Source organism: Kitasatospora mediocidica KCTC 9733, assembly GCF_000744225.1.
In the GTDB taxonomy this organism is placed as follows: Bacteria; Actinomycetota; Actinomycetes; order Streptomycetales; family Streptomycetaceae; genus Kitasatospora; species Kitasatospora mediocidica.
Genome location: NZ_JQLN01000006.1, coordinates 703696 through 720711, shown reverse-complemented (window position 1 = coordinate 720711; position 17016 = coordinate 703696). Strand labels below are relative to the sequence as shown.

Here is a 17016-nt window from a genome sequence, read left to right as displayed (position 1 = left end):
GCACGCTGTGGGCGCCGTCAAGGAGGGCGGCCGACCTTCGCAGGAGCGGACGTCGGCCATGACACCCGCGCAGGCCGAAGGCGCGGGTCGCATCGAGCGGCCCGCGCCGTGCAGAACGAACGGCCCCGCGCGGCGGTAGGACGCCGCACGGGACAGACCGCCGACGGGGTCGCGGACACACGACCCCGTCGGCGGCGCCTGGTCACACCCCGGGCTCACAGCCGCGATCTGTCACACGCGCGTGCCGGGTGACTGTCCGACCTGTGGTCAGCTCCAGGGCTGGTCGACCAGCCAGCTGCTGTCGTCCTTCCAACTGTTGCTGCTGTCCCAGGCGTTGGAGCCGCCGTCGCTGGCGACGTAGAGCGTGTAGTCGTAGTGGCGAAGGTACTTGGTCGGATAGTTGACGGACTGGAACGAGAAGCCCGTGCCACTGTTCCCGGCCCCGGAGCAGAAGGTGGCGTCCTGTGCGAACGCGGCGCCCCCGTCGTCCGGGCTCAGGTAGAGCTCGAAGTTGTAGTGCCGCAGGAACTGGCCGGGGTCGTTGGCGGACTCGAAGGTCAGGCAGGAGCTGTTCGCCAGCCCGGCCCGCACGATCCAGGACGCGTCGCCCTTGAGGGCGGACGAGCTTGAGGAGTTGACGGCGGTGATGCCGGCCTTGTTGTCCGCGTCGTCGTGCGTGATGTAGTCCCCGGTGCAGCAGGTGGTGGTGGCCCGCAGCGAGACTCGGGAGCCGGGCGTCAGCGTGTTGCCGGCGACACTGGCACTGCTGTAACCCGCCGCGGTGACATTGGCCTGGACGGCGTTCTCGGTGGCGTCGCTCGGGTAGCCCGAGGTCATCACGCCCTCGTAGAAGGTGCCCGCGGAGCCCTTGCTGTTGTCGCCGCCGATGCCGAGGATGATCGAACCCTCCTTGTGCATCGGGTTGTAGCCGGCCGCGTTGGGGCGGGCGCCGCTGTAGTAGGTGGAGAGGCCACCGGACTGGGCGTCGCCGGCGCGGATCGCCCACTGGTTGGGCGCGCCCTTGACGATGGCGGTCAGAAAGCGGTCGTTGACGCTGGGGTCGTTGGCGTTGAACTGGGTGCCGGCGCCGGAGAACAGGCCGTTCTCCTGGTCGGCCATCACCCAGGGGCCGTTGCCGGTGCCGTAACCCCAGGCCTTGATGTCGCCGAAGTAGATGGCCTCCATGTGGCCGTTGCCGGTGTCGTGGTCGTTGGCCTCGGCGTTGCCGTAGTCGAAGCAGCAGCCGCCGTCGTAGTGGGTGCCGTCGAGGACGGCGTACATGCCCTCGGGCTGGTCGCCGGTGGCGATGCCGTTGGTGTGGTCGTCGCGGTAGCCGGTGCCCGGGGCGATGTAGACGCCGTAGGCCTTGTGCCCGCCGACCGAGACCGGCGCCTCGACCGCGTTGGCGAGGTTGTCGGGACCGCCGGCGGCTCCACCGGCGGGGGCCTGGGTGAGGTTGTTGCCCTTGCCCGACTGGTCGTAGATCACGGTGATCACGCAGCTGGTCCCGGCGCAGAAGGAGTCCTGGGCGGCCGCGTTGGCGTAGCCGCCCGCGCCCAGCACGCCGATGTCCTTGGTGGCGCCGTCGGAGGCCCGCTTCACCTGGTACAGCGGGCCGTTGTAGGAGCCGTACAGGGCCCGGGTGCTGCTGTGCGCGGCCACGCACGGCGTGCCGCCGCCCTGGTAGATGTCGCAGGGGCCCTGAACCGCTGCCTGCGAAGGTGTGGCCGTACCGGTGAGCACACCGGCGGCGAGGGCGAGGGTCGCCCCCGCCGTCATCAGGGTGCGCCGCAGCCGGCGCACCCACTGTCCCGTGGTCATGGTTCTACTCCTCCGGGTGGGAAGGAAATCGGATGTCGGCACCAGCGGGCCGCCGCGTCGTGGCAGGGGCCCGCACGGGGATAGCGAGTGTTAGCGCTAACATTTCAGCGCCCTCCGATGCGGGTGGCCGCGGCCTCACCATGGAGACACCCCGGCACGCCCGCTTCGGGTGTCGCGGCGTCAGGCCCTGCTGGAGAAGTGCTTGGCGCGGAGCCGGTCAGCGAGGATGGCGATGCCGAGGACACCACCGAGGACGATGTTGGTGTAGTTCGAGTTGATCTGCAGCGTGGTCAGGCCGTTGGTGATGAGCTCCAGCAGTACGGTGCCCGCGACGATGCCGAGGATCCGCCCCTGGCCACCGGTCAGGCTGACGCCGCCGATGACGGCCGCCGCGATGGCCTGGAGCTCCCATCCGACGCCGACGCCGCTCGCGGAGCCGACACCCATCCGGCCCAGCACCAGCATCGCCCCGAAGCCCGCGAGGAGTGAGCTGGTCACGTACATCGAGACGATCCGCCGGTCGCCGCGGATGCCCGCCAGTCGGGCCGCCTCGGGGTTGCCGCCGACGGCGTAGACCTGGCGTCCGACGAAGGTGCGCTCCAGGAAGAACCAGGCCGCCACCGCCACGATCGCAAAGAGGATCAACGGGACCGGGATCTGGGCGAGGTAGGACTGGCCGATGTCGCCGAAGAAGCCCGAGATGCCGACGATCGACGTCCCGGAGGTGATCGCCAGGGTGACGCCCTGGGCGACGGTGTAGGTCACCAGGGTCACCACGAACGGGGGCATCTTCAGCCTGGTGACCGCGATTCCGTGCCACAGGCCGATCAGCCCGGTGATGGCCAGGGTGGCCAGCATCGCGACACCGGCCGGGAGTCCGGCCCGCACGTTGAACCAGGAGATGAGGATCACCGAGGTGCCGAGCAGAGCGCCGACCGACAGGTCGATGCCGCCGGTGAGGATCACCAACGACTCACCGATCGCGATCAGTCCGTACTGGGCGAGGTCGAAGCCCATGCCCTGCAGGTTGACCGCGTTGGCGAAGGTGTCCCTGGCGAGCGCGAGCGCGACGAACACCGCGACGCACGCGACGACGACGCCCACCTCGGGAGTCTCCACCAGCGAGCGCAACCGCCTGCGCGGGGTCACTCCTGCCCCCTTGGTGACGGGGGTGGTCTGCGTGGTCATGCGGTTGCCTCCGAGCCTGCGGTCAGCGACTGCGTGCCCGCTGCCGCTGTCATGATCTGTTCCTTGCTGAAGTGCTCGCGCGGCAGGTCGGCGACGATCCGGCCCTGCGCCATCACGACGATCCGGTGGCACATCCGGAGCAGTTCCTCCAGCTCCGAGGAGGCCACCAGGACCGCCAGCCCGTCCTGCGCCGCGTTGTCGATGAGCTGGTAGATCTCGGCCTTCGCCCCGACGTCGACGCCCCGGGTGGGCTCGTCCAGGAGCAGCAGGTCGGGGCCGGCGTGCAGCCAGCGCCCGAAGACGACCTTCTGCTGGTTCCCGCCGGACAGGTCACCGATCGGCTGCTCCTGGGAGTGCATCCGCACCCCCAGGTCCTGGACGATCCGCTGCGACCGTTCCTTGTCCCCGCCGGGGGTGAGGACACCGTGCCAGGAGTCGCGGCGCAGGGTGGCCAGCGTCGCGTTCCACCGGACCGGGTGCTGGAGCAGCAGGGACTGCTCCTTGCGGTCCTCGGGCACCAGACCGACCCCGGCCGCGACGGCGTCGGCCGGGTGCCGCGGCCGGAACGGCCTGCCGTTCAGCTCCGTCTCACCGCCGGTACGGGGCTGGGCCCCCATGATCGTGTGCAGCAGGCGGCTGCGGCCGGAGCCCATCAGGCCGGCGACACCCACGATCTCACCGGCCTTCAGCTCCAGGTCGACGGGTCCGAGGCCGTCGGCGGTCAGCGAGCGGGCGAGCAGGACGGTGCGGTCCGTGCGGGAGACGGGCGGAGCGCCGTCGGAGTGGGCGAGCTCGCTGCCGACCATCTCGCGGATCATCCGTTCCTCGGTGGCCTCCTCGGGCGTGAGGTCGGCCACCAGTTGGCCGCCGCGCAGCACGACCACGCGGTCGGCGATGTCACGGACCTCGTCCAGGCGGTGGCCGATGAACAGGACCGCCCCGCCGTTCGCGGTGTGGCGGCGTGCGAGGTGGAGGACCTTGGCGGCTTCGACCGGGCCGAGGGAGGAGGTGGGCTCGTCCAGGATGAGGACCAGCGGGTGGTTGCCCCAACCCTTGGCGATCTCGATCATCTGCCGCAGTGGTACCGGGAGCTGCCCGACCGGGCGGTCGACGTCGATGCCGTCCACTCCGACGTCCGCGAGCAGTTCCCGGGCCTCCTGGCGGGTTCCGGACCGGTCGAACAGCACCCGCCGCAGCCGGCCCGCCTGCTCGGCCGCCCGGCTGTGACGGCCCAACAGCAGGTTCTCCGCGACGCTGAGCCCGCCCACCAGGGGGAACTCCTGGGCGACCATGCTGACGCCGAGCGCCTTGGCGTGGTCCGGACGGCCCGGCTGGAGGGCCTGTCCCGCGATCAGGATCTCCCCCGTGGTCGGGGAGACGGTGCCGGAGAGCACACCCATCAGGGTGGACTTCCCGGCGCCGTTCTCCCCCACCACGCAGGTGATCTGGCCGCGCTTCAGCTCGAGTTCGGGGATGTCCAGCACGGTGACCGGCCCGTAACTCTTCTGTACCCCGCGCAGGACCGCGGCCGGGCCGAGGCGGGTCGGGGAAGCGTTGCTCGTCACCTCTCTCACCCCGTGATGCCGAGCTGGGTCTGCTTGGCCTGGTAGTCGCCCTGGTTGGCCTGGGTGACCACGCCGACGCCGGAGCTCAGCGTCGTCCCGTCGGACTCCAGGTACTGCTTGACCAGCGCCATGGTGGCGTCCTTGCCGAGCACCTTGAGGGCGGCCAGCAGGTAGGCGCCGGTGTAGCCCTGCTGGTAGGGCGACTGCACGACCGTCGCCTGGATGACGCCCTGCTGGATGAACTTCAGGGTCTGGGCGTCGGAGTCGTCCGAGATGACCTTGACCTTGCCCGCCTTGCCGGCGGCCTGCACGGCCTGGGCGGCGGAGGGTCCGTCGTAGGAGTAGACGCCGTAGAGACCGGTCACGTTCGGGTCGGTCTGGATGGCCGTCTGCGCGTTGGTCAGCGCCTTCGAGGCGTCCATGCTGTCGGACAGCTTGTTGACCACCTTGATGCCGGTGCCCTTGAGCGCGTCCTCGAAGCCCTGGATCCGCTCCACGGCGTTGGACGCGGTGAGCGAGCCGACCAGCACGACCACCTCGCCCTTGCCGCCCAGCGCGGCCTTCATCGCCTCGCCGGCCTTCTGTCCGGCCTGGTAGTTGGGGGTGCCGAGGTAGAGCGCGGCGCCGTCCTCGGCGGGCAGCGGGGAGTCGATCGCCAGCACCGGAATGCCGGCCGAGTTCGCGTCCTGGATGGGTGCCTTGATGGCGGTCGGGTCGATCGCCGAGACCGAGAAGGCGGAGATGTTCTGGCCGCGCATGGTCTGGATCATCGACAGTTGCTGGTCCAGCCGGCCGTTCGCCGGGGCCTGGAAGGTGCCCTTCACGCCGAGGTCGGCCAGACCCTTGTTGAATCCGACCTTGCCGGCGTTCCAGTAGTCCACCGAGACGTTGACCACCATGGCCAGGTCCAGCTTCGACAGGTCCTTGCCCTGCAGGGAGCCCTTCAGCGCGTCGTCCAGCTTGGCCAGGTTGGCGTCGTTGAAGGTGATGTCACCCTGGATCACGGGGGCGGCGGCGGCCCCGGTGGAGCCGGCGCCGCTGTCGCTGCCGCTGCTGCCGGCCCCCTGCTTGGAGCAGGCGGTCGCGGTCAGGGCGAGCGAGGCCACGGCGGCGATGGCGGCGAGGCGCAGGCCTCTGCTGGAGCGGGTGGTGGTGGCGCTCATGTGATTCCTCTTCTGGTCTGTACCGGGCGGTGCGAATCGGTGCGGTGGACAGGGGGATGCCGGCGGTGCTCCCGTCCCTCGTCGGGAGCGGGGACGGACCGCGCATCCGGTGGGGGTCAGCGGCCGGGCTTCGCGCTACTGGCCCTGACAATCAACTCGGGTGTGACGATGGCCACTTGGTGGCTGCTGTCGTCCCCGGCGGCGGTGGGAGCGGAGAACTGGACGCGGTGCAGCAGCAGTTCCAGACCGCAGCGCCCGAGTTCTCCGAAGTGCTGGCGGACGGTGGTGAGCGGCGGCGTGAGGAATGCGGCCTCGGGGATGTCGTCGAATCCCACGACACTCACGTCCCGCGGAACCCGTCGCCCCGTCTGATGGAGGCCGCGGACGACTCCCAGCGCCATGTGGTCGTTGGCGCAGAAGACCGCGGTCACCCCCGGGTCGTCGGCCAGCCGCAGGGCCGCCTGGTACCCCGACCTCGCCGACCAGTCCCCCGGCAGGCAGTCGGGCACGGGCCGCCCGTGGTCCTGGAGCGCGCCCCGCCAGCCCACCTGACGGGCCTTGGCCTCCAACCAGTCGTCCGGTCCGGCGACGTGGTGGACCGTTTCGTGCCCCAGGTCGAGCAGGTGACGGACCGCCGCCCTGGCGCCGGCCTCGTTGTCCACGCCCGCTCCGGGCAGCCGGCCCGGATCCGTGGGCCCGACGGTGACCATGGGGACGGTGGCGATCTGCCGTGCGAGCGCCGCCATGGCGGAGACTCGCGAGGCGATGACGGCGATCCCCTCGACGGCCTGGTCCCGGAGCCGGTCCACGGCCTCGTGGACGGAGAACGTGTCCTGGTCGCGCAGGCTCGCGATGCTGATGTAGTAGCCCGCAGCCCGGGCAGCCTGCTCGATTCCGTACAGCATCTGGGAAGGCCCGTAGAGAGTGGTGTCGAAGCTGATCACACCAAGGGTCTGGGAACGACGGGTGACCAGTGCCCGCGCTGCGGTGTTGGGACGGTAGTCGAGTTTCCGGATCGCCGCAAGCACACGTTCCCGGGTCTGCGCACGCACATGGGGACTGCCGTTCAGCACGCGCGAGACGGTCTGGTGGGACACACCGGCCAGAGCGGCCACGTCCACCATCACCGGCTGCGTACCGCCGGCGGTTCTGGCTTCCGACATGGTCTCTCCCGAGTCAGGGGTGGCGAGGTTCCCGAGGGCGGCGCGCGGGCGGTCCCCGTCGACCTCCCGTTCCGACACGTATTGTTAGCGCTCACAAATCTTCCGTCAATGGGTCGCGCGGGTCACGTTTGTGTCACTGGTGTTACCCCGCCCAGGGGCCCACCCGCCCCACGCAGGCGCCCGGGGAGCAGCAAACGGGACGGCAGGACGGGACGGCGAACGGTCGGCACACCCGAGGGCGTGCCGACCGCAGCGGGCGGAGGTGGGCGCGTGCGGCGCTGCACGCCCTCCACCCACCTGCCGGTCCGGCCGCACCAGGGCGAGCGGACCGCTGCCGACGGCCGCGACGGAAGCGGGTGGCCAACGGCCGCCGGCAGAGCATTTCGGCACCCGCGCGGTCGAGGGCGCGGTACGCGGACTCGCAGGGACTCGCCCGGACCTCGCACCGCGGGCTCCGCTGTCCGGCCAGGGGTGAGTAGGCTGCGGTGTGCAGTTGGATCGTGAGTACCGCACCGGGACAGAGCCGTGGAGGGGCATGTGAGCGAGGCCGCCAACAGGCGCGCACCGACGATGGCGGATGTCGCCAAGGTGGCGGGCGTGTCCCACCAGACGGTGTCGCGCGTCCTCAGCAATCATCCCAACGTTCGCGATTCCACCCGCACCCGGGTCCGCGAGGTCATCGCCGAACTGGACTACCGTCCCAACTCCGCCGCCCGCGCGCTGGTGACCAAGCGGTCCCGGACCCTGGGCGTCGTCGCGGCGAACACCACGCTGTACGGCCCGGCCAGCATCCTGGCCGGACTCGAACACGCCGCCCGCGACAAGGGGTACCTGATCGCGGCGGTGAACCTGGACGAACTGGGCGAGACGGCGCTGCGCAAGGCGCTGGAGCACCTGGCGGCCTGGGGCGTCGAGGGCGGCGTGGTGATGACGCCGCACGAGCGCACGGTCACCGCCCTGCTGCGGCTGGCGGCGCCCTTCCCGATCGTGACGGTCGAGGGCGGCCACGAGCTGGACGTGCCGGGTGTGGCGCTGGACCAGTTCGCCGGCGCCCGGCTGGTCACCGAGCACCTGCTGTCGCTCGGCCACGCCTCGGTGTGGCACGTCGCCGGGCCCCGCGAGTGGCTGGAGGCGGAGGGCCGCTTCCAGGGCTGGCGCGCGGCCCTGGACGACGCGGGAGCCCCGGTCCCGCAGTGCCTGAGCGGTGACTGGAGCGCCGCATCGGGCTACCAGGCAGGGAAACTGCTGGCCGCGGCCCACGCCGGCCTCGACCCGGCCGACAGGCCGACGGCGGTGTTCGTCGCCAACGACCACATGGCCCTCGGGGTGCTGCGGGCGCTGCGCGAGGCCGGGCTTCGCGTCCCGGAGGACGTGGCCGTGGCGGGGTTCGACGGCCTGCCGGAGTCCGACTACTTCGCGCCTCCGCTGACCACCGTCCGGCAGGACTTCACGGCGATCGGCAGGGCGGGTATCGACCTGCTGCTGCAACGGATCGAGGACCCCTCCGCCAGGCCGGTGCACACCACGCTCACGCCGGAACTCGTGGTGCGCTCCAGCACGGGCGCACCGGTCGGCCGCTGAACCGTGCCCGGGCGGTGCTGCGGCGCTGCCCGGGCACGGAGCGGTCCGAACTCCGGCCGGGGCAGCGGACATCGGCGCAGGCCTAGAAGCCCTGAGCCAGGCGGTAGTAGGCCTGGTTCCAGCGCAGTTCGCGGGTGAAGCGGCGGATGCTGGTGCTCTCGTCGATGACGACGAGTTCGACCGCGAGCATCTCCGCGAGGTCGTCCAGCACATCGGTGCCGAGCGCCCGGGTCAGCACGGTGTGATGCGGGGCTCCGGCGGTGAGCCATGCCTCGGTGGAGGTGCGCAGGTCGGGCTGCGGCCGCCAGACCGCGCGGGCCACCGGGAGACTGGGCAGCGGCTCGGTGGGCTCGACCACCTCGATCTCGTTGGCGACCAGCCGGAAGCGCTCGCCCATGTCCGCCAGCCCGACCACGACGGCCGGGCCCGGCTCGGCGTCGAACACCAGGCGCACCGGGTCCTCGCGGCCGCCGATGGAGAGCGGGTGGATCTCGCAGGACGGCGTTCCGGCCGCGATGGAGGGGCAGACCTCCAACATGTGGGCGCCGAGGATCAGCTCGTTGCCGGGCTCCAGGTGGTACGTGTAGTCCTCCATGAAGGAGGTGCCGCCGGGCAGACCCTCCGCGGCGGCCTTGAGGGTGCGCAGCAGGACCGAGGTCTTCCAGTCGCCCTCCCCGCCGAAGCCGTAGCCGTCGGCCATCAGACGCTGGACGGCCAGACCCGGGAGCTGCCGCAGCCCGCCGAGGTCCTCGAAGTTGGTGGTGAAGGCGCGGAAGCCGCCGTCGGTCAGGAAGCCGCGCAGGCCGAGTTCGATGCGGGCGGCGTAGCGCAGCGCGTCGTGCCGCTCGCCGCCGGCGCGGAGCTCGGGCGCCAGGCGGTAGAGGTCGTCGTAGTCCTTGACCAGGTCGGTGATCTGCGCGTCCGGCACGGCGTCCACGACGGCGACCAGGTCGTTGACGCCGTAGGTGTTGACCGAGACGCCCAGGCGCAGCTGCGCCTCCACCTTGTCGCCCTCGGTGACGGCGACGTCGCGCATGTTGTCCCCGAAGCGCGCCAGCTTGAGCGTGGCGAGTTCGGCCCGGCCCGCGGCGGCGCGGGCCCAGTCGGCGACGCGGCCGGCGACGACGGGGTCGCTCGCGTGGCCGGCGACGGTCTTGCGGGCGACGCCGAGGCGGGACTGGATGTGGCCGAACTCGCGGTCGCCGTGGGCGGCCTGGTTCAGGTTCATGAAGTCCATGTCGATGGTCGCCCACGGCAGGTGCGCGTTGGCCTGGGTGTGCAGGTGCAGCAGCGGCTTGCGCAGCGCGTCGAGGCCGGCGATCCACATCTTCGCCGGGGAGAAGGTGTGCATCCAGGCGATCAGGCCGACGCAGGAGTCCTCGGCGTTGGCCTCCAGGCAGATCCGGCGGATCGCGGCGGCGTCGGTGAGGACGGGCTTCCAGACCAGCCGGACCGGGATCCCGGCGCCGGTGAGCTGCTCGACGACCTGGCGGGACTGCTCGGCGACCTGCTGCAGCGTCTGCTCGCCGTAGAGGCCCTGGCTACCGGTGAGGAACCAGACCTCACGCCCGGAAAAGGTTTCAGTCACTGGGGTTTGCTCCTTCAGCGGGCAGCGGGCTGCTGGCCGTAGACGTTTCGGTAGCGGAAGTTCAGGCTGTCGATGTCGGCCTGGGCGATGGGAAGCGGTTCGCCGAGCTGGCGGGAGATGTGGACCGTGCGGGCGACGTCCTCGCACATCACGGCGGCCTTGACCGCGGCCTCGGCGTCCTTGCCGATGGTGAAGACACCGTGGCTCTTCATCAGGACGGCGGGCGAGCGGTGGCCGCGCAGCGTCTCGACGATCCCGCGGCCGATCGAGTCGTCGCCGATCAGGGCGAACGGCCCGACCGGGATCTCGGCACCGAACTCGTCGGCCATCGCCGTCAGCACGCACGGGACGGCCTCGCCGCGGGCGGCCCAGGCGCACGCGTAGGTGGAGTGGGTGTGCACCACGCCGCCGACCTCGGGCATGTGCCGGTAGACGTAGGCGTGGGCGGCGGTGTCGGAGGACGGGCTGTAGTCACCCGCGACGACGTTCCCGTCCAGGTCGCACAGGATCATCTTCTCCGGCGTCAGCTCCTCGTAGGGGACTCCGCTGGGCTTGATGACGAACAGGTCCTCGCCCGGAACCCGGCCGGAGACGTTGCCGGCCGTCCAGACCACCAGGTCGTAGCGGACGAGTTGCTGGTGCAGATCGCTGACTTGACGGCGGATCAGCTCGATGGGGTCGGTCACAGCCGGTCAACCTCACAGTTCGAGTCTTCGGAGGCCCGGTGGGCCTCGCTCACGGCGGCGTTGCGGATGGCGCGCAGGCGGTGCAGCTGCTTGTCCGGGCCCGTGCCGAAGTGGTCGTGCAGCAGCCGGTACTCCGCGTAGAGCGCGTCGTAGGCGTCGGCGCGCGCGGGCTCGGGCAGGTAGGCGTGGCGCTCCACCCGGCCCATGGCGGCGGCGGCGGTGCGCACGTCGGGGTGGGCCCCGGCGGCGACGGCGGCGTGGATGGCGGAGCCGAGCGCGGGTCCCTGCTCGGAGGCGGCCAGCGAGACCGGGCGTCGCAGCACGTCGGCGTAGGTCTGCATCAGCAGGGCGTTCTTCTTGAGCCCGCCGGCCACCACGAACTCGGTGACCGGGACCCCGCCCTCCTCCAGGGCCTCGACGATCGCGCGGGTGCCGTAGGCGGTGGCCTCCAGCAGGGCCCGGTAGACCTCCTCGGGGCGGGTGGCCAGGGTGAGGCCGACGATGACGCCCGACAGGTGGTGGTCCACCAGGACCGAGCGGTTGCCGCCCATCCAGTCCAGCGCGACCAGGCCGTGGCCGCCGACCGGCTGGTCCGCGACCTTGCGGGTGAGCAGCTGGTGCAGGTCCTCGCCGGTGGCCTCCGCCTCGCGCAGGTAGTCGGCCGGAACGCCCTGGCGCAGCCACCAGGCGAAGATGTCGCCGACCGCGCTCTGCCCCGCCTCATATCCCCAGGCGCCGTCGACGATCCCCCCTTCGACCACGCCGCAGATGCCCGCGACCTCGGCGAGGACCGGGCCGTTGACGACGTGGCAGGTGGAGGTGCCCATGATGGCGAGCAACTGGCCGTCGTCCACGGCCCGGGCCGCGGGGGCGGCGACATGGGCGTCCACGTTGCCGGCCGCCACCGCGATGCCCTCGGGCAGGCCGGTCCACGCGGCGGCGCGCGCGCTCAGCGAGCCGACCCGGGAGCCGAGCGGGGCGAGCGGGTGCTCCAGCCGGGTACGCGCGAAGTCGGCGAACCCGGGGTGCAGGGCGGCCAGGTACTCGTCGCTGGGGTAGCCGCCGTCCTGGTGGATGCCCTTGTAACCGGCGGTGCAGGCGTTGCGGCTCTCGGTGCCGGTGAGCTGCCAGACGATCCAGTCGGCGGCCTCGATCCAGCGCTCGCAGGCCGCGTAGACGGCCGGGTCCTCCTCCAGCAGCTGCAAGGCCTTGGCGTACTGCCACTCGGCGGAGATCCGTCCGCCGTAGCGGTGGATCCACTTCTCGCCGCGGGCGTGGGCCAGGGCGTTGATCCGGTCGGCCTGCGGCTGGGCGGCGTGGTGCTTCCAGAGCTTGGGCCAGGCGTGCGGGCGGGCGGCCCACTCGGAGGTCTCGGCCAGCGGGGTGCCGTCGGCCCGGACCGGCAGCACGGTGCAGGCGGTGAAGTCGGTCGCGATGCCGATGACGGCGGCGGGATCGATGCCCGCGGCGGCCACCGCCGCCGGCACGGCGGTGCGCAGCACCTCGCGCCAGTCCCCCGGGTGCTGCAGCGCCCAGTCGGGTGGCAGGGCCCGGGCGGTGCCCGGAAGACGGTCCTCGATCACGGCGTGCGGGTAGGCGTGGACGGCGGTGCCGAGCTCCTCCCCGTCGTCGACCCGGACGACCACGGCCCGCCCGGAGAGGGTCCCGAAGTCGACGCCGACTACGTAGCGATCGCCCTGGCCAGCAGCGTCGGCGGCCCGGGCGGAGATCGTCTCGGTCACAGTTTCGTTCCGTCCTTCATGCGTGGCGGGGTGGAGAGCGGCCGGCCGCCGCAGCTCCGCCGACGGATCGGCGGCCGGCCTGGGGTTCCGCCGCCTCACCCTCATAAGGCGCGGAACCGCTACCGCCGCGGCCGGAAGGCGACGCCATCCGGCCGGCGGGGTGTGGCGACACGGTAGGACGCGGGGTACGCAGGGCGGTTGGCCTGTTCCGTCGCGCTCCGAACCGTGGAGCCTTCGAGATGTTAGCGCTAACAAATACTCTCCACAAGAGCCCTGTCAAAGGCCGGACGACCCGGGGCCGGCCGCCCGTCGAGCCGGACGGGTCGCGGGTCGCGTTGACGGCCCCGGGCCGGTGCCGAGGATGTCCTCGGCACCGGCCCCCGGGGGGCCGCTCGTCAGCTCAGGGGGGCGACGGCGAGCCAGCTGGTGTCCTGGGCTCACGACGAGGTCGCGTCCCAGGCGTTGGTTCCGCCGTCGCTCGCGACATAGAGGCCGCGCGGATAGGCGGCAGGCGGGGCCAGCTGACAGACGGAACAGGCACAGGTTCTGTGATCACGGAGTTGCGACGCTCTGTGATCACTGGGGAGACCTGTGCCTGCGCTGCCATCCTGGCTGACCGAACCGCTGGGACCAGATCACCGTCCATCTCGACGCCGGCTACGACTCGGCCAACTCCCGCGCCGTGCTTGCCGAGCGCGGTCTGCACGGCCGGATCGCCCGCAAGGGGATCAGAGCGCCGGTCCAGGCCACCCACCGGTGGCACATCGAGCGCACGCACGCCTGGCAGAACGCCTTCCATCGGCTCACGCGCTGCTACGAACGCCGGACCCGCGTTATCGAGGCCTTCTTCGACCTCGCCGACACGATCATCACCGTACGTAGTCTGATCCGCCGAGCCTGGACCACTCACCGCTGGGCAGCCCGCCCAGGATGCCGACCTTGACGGGCCGCCAGCGGCAGGCCATGCTCTCGCCGACCGGTAGCGCGCCGTCACGGGCCGCGGCGGCGATCTCCTCAACGAGGCGAGAGCGATCGGCCGAGTTGAATGGCGGCCCAAAGGGCGAGCGGCTGTGTCAGCCTTGGCGGCTGGGGAGCATGGTCAGGGCCTGGGAACGCTGTGCGACAAGGCCGTCGTAGGTGCCGTCGCGCTCGGCCCAGCGGTGCATGAGGACCCGGTCGACCAGGATCTCCTCGGGGGTGGGGTCCTGCGAGAGCAACTGCATGACCTCGGCGCCGAAGTCGTCGAGCGGCAGTGCAAGCGGGTTCACCTTCTCCTGTCCTGCCGTGGCGACGGCCGGGGGGACGAGCTCGACGACGCTGACGCCGGTGCCGTCGAGTTGTGCGCGCAGTGCCTCGGAGTAGGCGTGCACCGCAGCTTTCGAGGCGGCGTAGGTGGGCATCGGCGGGAACGGCAGGAAGGCGATGCCGGAGGTGACGGTGATGAACGTGCCTGCGCCGCGTTCAACCAGGTGCGGGGTGAAGGCGTCGATGACGCGGATGGTGCCGACCAGGTTGGTGTCGATCGTCGTCCGTGCCGCCTCGAAGTGCGCGGAGTCGCGCAGGTCCTCCAGGAGCATGACGCCCGACATGGTCACCACGGTGTCCAGTTCGGGGTACTGGGCGAGCACGGCGTCGCGGGCACGTGCGACGGAGACACTGTCGGTGACGTCGATGCCGAAAGTGCCGAAGCCTTCCTGGGCGAGTTCCGAGAGTGCCTCCGGGCGACGGCCGCCGACAGCCACGGTGCTGCCCGCTGCGGCGAACCGGCGGGCCAGTTCTCGCCCGATGCCCGAGGTCCCGCCGACGATGAGAACGGTGCGGTTGGAGAGATCCACGAGATCTTCCCTTCAGTTCAGGGCGCGACGGCGTTTGGGCTCGCGGCGCATTCAGCGATGGTCCCTGTCCTTCACAAACAGTGATGCCGCAAGTCTTGACCGCATCCGCCGGGTGTGGCAGGGCCCCCGTCTTCCCTGGTCCTGCCAGGGCCCCCTCTGAAACGCGCGCACCGCATTACGGTGTCGGTATGAAAGATGAGGAATCCGGCAACCGGCTCGGCAGCTACCTCCGCGCCCGGCGTGAGCTGGTCTCCCCGGTGCAGGCGGGGCTCCCGTCCGGCGGCAACCGCCGCGTCCCGGGCCTGCGCCGTGAGGAAGTCGCCCTGCTCGCCGGAATCAGCGCCGATTACTATCTGCGCCTGGAACGGGGCCGCGACAAGAATCCTTCTCCTCAGGTCCTCGAATCACTCGCGCGTGTCCTGCACCTCGACGACATCGAGCGGACGTATCTGCTCGGCCTCGTGGCAGCCCGCCCTAGGATGCCGCGCCGCAAGCGACCCGAGCAGGTACCGGCACGGGTGCACCAGCTCCTTGCCCACCTTCAGATCCCCGCGTTCGTCGAGGGACGCGCCTTCGACGTCCTGGCCTCCAACCCGATGGCCGTCGCGCTCTCCCCGCGACTGCGGCCCGGTGAGAACCGGCTCCGTTCCCTCCTCCTCGACCCCGAGGAACAAGCCTTCCACCAGGACTGGACGAAAGCCGCCGCCGGCTTCATCGCCACCCTTCGCACCACCATCGGGGACGACACCGACAATCCCCGGTTCGTCGAACTCGTCGGAGAACTCGCACTGTCCAGCCAGCGGTTCCGCACCCTGTGGGCCCGACACGACGTCCGCAACCTCGACGGAGGCACCACCACCGTCAATCACCCAGTCGTCGGTGAACTACGGCTCCACCGCGACAAACTCCCCGTAGACGACGTCATCCTGGTCGTCTACTACCCAGACAAGGACAGCGACAGCGACGAGAAACTGCAACTCCTCGCCGCACTCTCACACACCGAACCTATCGACACAGCACGCAGCAGGCCGGCAGACACCAGGCACCCGAAGACACCCTGACGGACACCGGCCGTCCGGCGGCGCAGCCAGAACGACCGCGCCAACGGGTGGGCCGGGTCGAACTCGGGACGCTGCGGCAGCAGGGCGGCGAAACCGCGTTGAGCACGATCCCGCAGGCCCGGCACGCGAATGCTGCTTGACGCCTGATGGTGGTGGAATGACCGCACCAGGCCCCGTGACCGGCATCACTATGGCCACCCATCGAGGCACCGTCAAGACATCGCGCACGCCGCACCGTGCACCCGATGCGGGCAGTGCGGGCGATGCGGGCGATGCGGGCAGTGCGCCCGGTACGGGGGTCGGCGGACGGAGCTCGCGAGCGGTCAGCCGCCGGTGCCGGACAGCCAGTCGTCCAGCAGCTCGTTGCGGAACTTGCCGTCGGGGTCGAGGCCCCGGGCGAGTGTGGCGAAGTCGGCCAGTCGCGGCACGGCCTCGGCCAGTTGGGACGGGGTGCAGGAGAACAGCTTGCCCCAGTGCGGGCGGGCGCCGAGCGGCAACAGGGCCTCCTCGACCGCGATGATCAGCGGAGCGACCCGGGACTGGTCCGCGACCCAGGTGAAGTGGAAGGCGACGCTGTCGCGCCGGAAGGCGGGACTCAGCCAGAGCTCGTCGGCGGCGACGGTGCGGATCTCGGAGATGTGCAGCGCCGGTGCGAGCTGCGGCCCGAGGGCCGTCAGCCGGGCGATCCCCTCGGCGGCCAGGCCTCGCGGCAACAGGTACTCGGACTGCAGCTCGTCACCGCTGCTCGGGGTGAAGGCGGCGCGGAAGTGCGGCAGGCGGTCGTGCCACGGGCCCGGCTGCCCGAGCTGGGCCGTGCAGTTGACCGCCGGAACGCCGGGGATCGGGTGCTGCGGCGTGCCGGCCGCGACGGCGCCGGCCGGCGACCCCGGCGGCTCGGCAGCGTCCGTACGGTGCTTGGTCCAGACGGCCGCCCGGCCGCCGGCCCAGTCGGTGAACGCGCTGACGCTGTAGGCCGCGGCGAAGACCTCGTCGAAGTCGGCGGCGAGGCGGTCGAGCGCGAGGTCGAGGTGCACCGTCTGCGCCACCTGGAAGGACGGCTCGACGGCCAGCGTCAGCTCGGTCACGATGCCGAGCGCGCCCAGAGCCACCACCGCTGCGGGGAACAGGTCCGGGTCGGCCTCCCGGTCCAACGCGCGCAGCTTGCCGTCGGCGTCGACGAGTTCGAGGGCGAGGACGGCCGATGCCAGCCCCTGGTTCCGGTCGCCGGAGCCGTGCGTGCCGGTGGCGACCGCCCCCGCCACCGAGATGTGCGGCAGCGAGGCGAGGTTGGCGAGGGCCAGCCCCGACGCCTCCAGCTCCTCGGCGATCTCCGCGTAGCGCAGGCCTCCGCTCACCCGTACCGAGCGGCGGTCCGGGGCGATCCTCAGCACCCTGGGCAGCCCGGCCGTACTGACGAGGTCCCCGGTCGTGTCCGCGAGCGCGTTGAAGGAGTGCCGCGACCCGACGGCGCGCACACGTGCGGCGGATCGGACCAGCGCGCTCAACTCCTCGACGCTGGTGGGCCGGTGGAAGCGCGCCGCGGAGTAGCGCAGGTTCCCGGCCCAGTTGGCCGGCGGTAGGTGGGCGGGGTCTGCGGGCATCGGCTCTCTCCTGATGGGTCTG

General features: G+C 71.3%; 12 protein-coding genes and 1 pseudogene. 3 read left to right on the top strand and 10 right to left on the bottom strand.

What is annotated here, in order from left to right; all coding sequences use genetic code 11:
- Window positions 1–267 precede the first annotated feature (267 nt).
- The 5 genes from BS80_RS29515 to BS80_RS29495 form a co-directional block, all read right to left on the bottom strand.
- Window positions 268–1821: an alpha-L-arabinofuranosidase B gene (locus tag BS80_RS29515; protein WP_035803764.1), complete on the bottom strand. Its 1554-nt coding sequence runs from the start codon at window positions 1819–1821 to the stop codon at window positions 268–270.
- A gap of 180 nt (window positions 1822–2001) precedes the next feature.
- A complete protein-coding gene (locus BS80_RS29510) occupies window positions 2002–3009 on the bottom strand; it encodes an ABC transporter permease (protein ID WP_035803762.1) in 1008 nt (335 codons plus the stop codon).
- Entirely contained in the window at window positions 3006–4574 is a 1569-nt protein-coding gene (locus BS80_RS29505) for a sugar ABC transporter ATP-binding protein (RefSeq protein ID WP_051967351.1), read from the bottom strand. The genes BS80_RS29510 and BS80_RS29505 overlap by 4 nt, the downstream gene beginning before the upstream one ends.
- A 5-nt stretch (window positions 4575–4579) precedes the next feature.
- On the bottom strand, window positions 4580–5737 hold the full coding sequence (locus BS80_RS29500) for a substrate-binding domain-containing protein (protein WP_035803760.1): 1158 nt from the start codon (window positions 5735–5737) through the stop codon (window positions 4580–4582).
- A gap of 116 nt (window positions 5738–5853) precedes the next feature.
- Window positions 5854–6900 (bottom strand): LacI family DNA-binding transcriptional regulator, encoded by a 1047-nt coding sequence (locus tag BS80_RS29495; protein WP_035804280.1) that lies wholly within the window; start codon window positions 6898–6900, stop codon window positions 5854–5856.
- 570 nt (window positions 6901–7470) lie between these two features.
- Between BS80_RS29495 and BS80_RS29490 the strand changes: the two genes are divergently transcribed.
- Window positions 7471–8481, top strand: a complete 1011-nt coding sequence (locus BS80_RS29490; protein ID WP_051967421.1) for a LacI family DNA-binding transcriptional regulator — start codon at window positions 7471–7473, stop codon at window positions 8479–8481.
- Between the two features lie 82 nt (window positions 8482–8563).
- Here BS80_RS29490 and araA read toward each other — a convergent pair whose 3' ends face one another.
- The 3 genes from araA to BS80_RS29475 are packed head-to-tail and all read right to left on the bottom strand — an operon-like array spanning window position 8564 to window position 12497.
- Window positions 8564–10069, bottom strand: a complete 1506-nt coding sequence (araA, locus tag BS80_RS29485) for an L-arabinose isomerase (RefSeq protein ID WP_035803755.1) — start codon at window positions 10067–10069, stop codon at window positions 8564–8566.
- A 14-nt stretch (window positions 10070–10083) separates the two neighbouring features.
- Window positions 10084–10755 carry an L-ribulose-5-phosphate 4-epimerase gene (locus tag BS80_RS29480; protein WP_035803753.1) on the bottom strand — a complete coding sequence of 224 codons (672 nt, stop codon included), beginning with the start codon at window positions 10753–10755 and terminating at the stop codon, window positions 10084–10086.
- Window positions 10752–12497, bottom strand: coding sequence for a ribulokinase (locus BS80_RS29475; RefSeq protein WP_232246689.1), 1746 nt, complete (start codon window positions 12495–12497; stop codon window positions 10752–10754). Before BS80_RS29475 ends, BS80_RS29480 begins: the two co-directional genes overlap by 4 nt.
- A 628-nt stretch (window positions 12498–13125) precedes the next feature.
- Between BS80_RS29475 and BS80_RS39835 the strand changes: the two are divergent.
- Window positions 13126–13440: pseudogene (locus BS80_RS39835) on the top strand (transposase); the annotation flags it as partial.
- A 130-nt stretch (window positions 13441–13570) separates the two neighbouring features.
- Here the strand turns inward: BS80_RS39835 and BS80_RS29470 are convergent.
- Window positions 13571–14332, bottom strand: a complete 762-nt coding sequence (locus BS80_RS29470) for an SDR family oxidoreductase (RefSeq protein ID WP_035803751.1) — start codon at window positions 14330–14332, stop codon at window positions 13571–13573.
- A gap of 188 nt (window positions 14333–14520) precedes the next feature.
- Between BS80_RS29470 and BS80_RS29465 the strand changes: the two genes are divergently transcribed.
- Entirely contained in the window at window positions 14521–15393 is an 873-nt protein-coding gene (locus tag BS80_RS29465; RefSeq protein ID WP_035803749.1) for a helix-turn-helix transcriptional regulator, read from the top strand.
- 323 nt (window positions 15394–15716) lie between these two features.
- Here BS80_RS29465 and BS80_RS29460 read toward each other — a convergent pair whose 3' ends face one another.
- Window positions 15717–16994 carry an FAD-binding protein gene (locus tag BS80_RS29460; protein ID WP_035803747.1) on the bottom strand — a complete coding sequence of 426 codons (1278 nt, stop codon included), beginning with the start codon at window positions 16992–16994 and terminating at the stop codon, window positions 15717–15719.
- Window positions 16995–17016 lie beyond the last annotated feature (22 nt).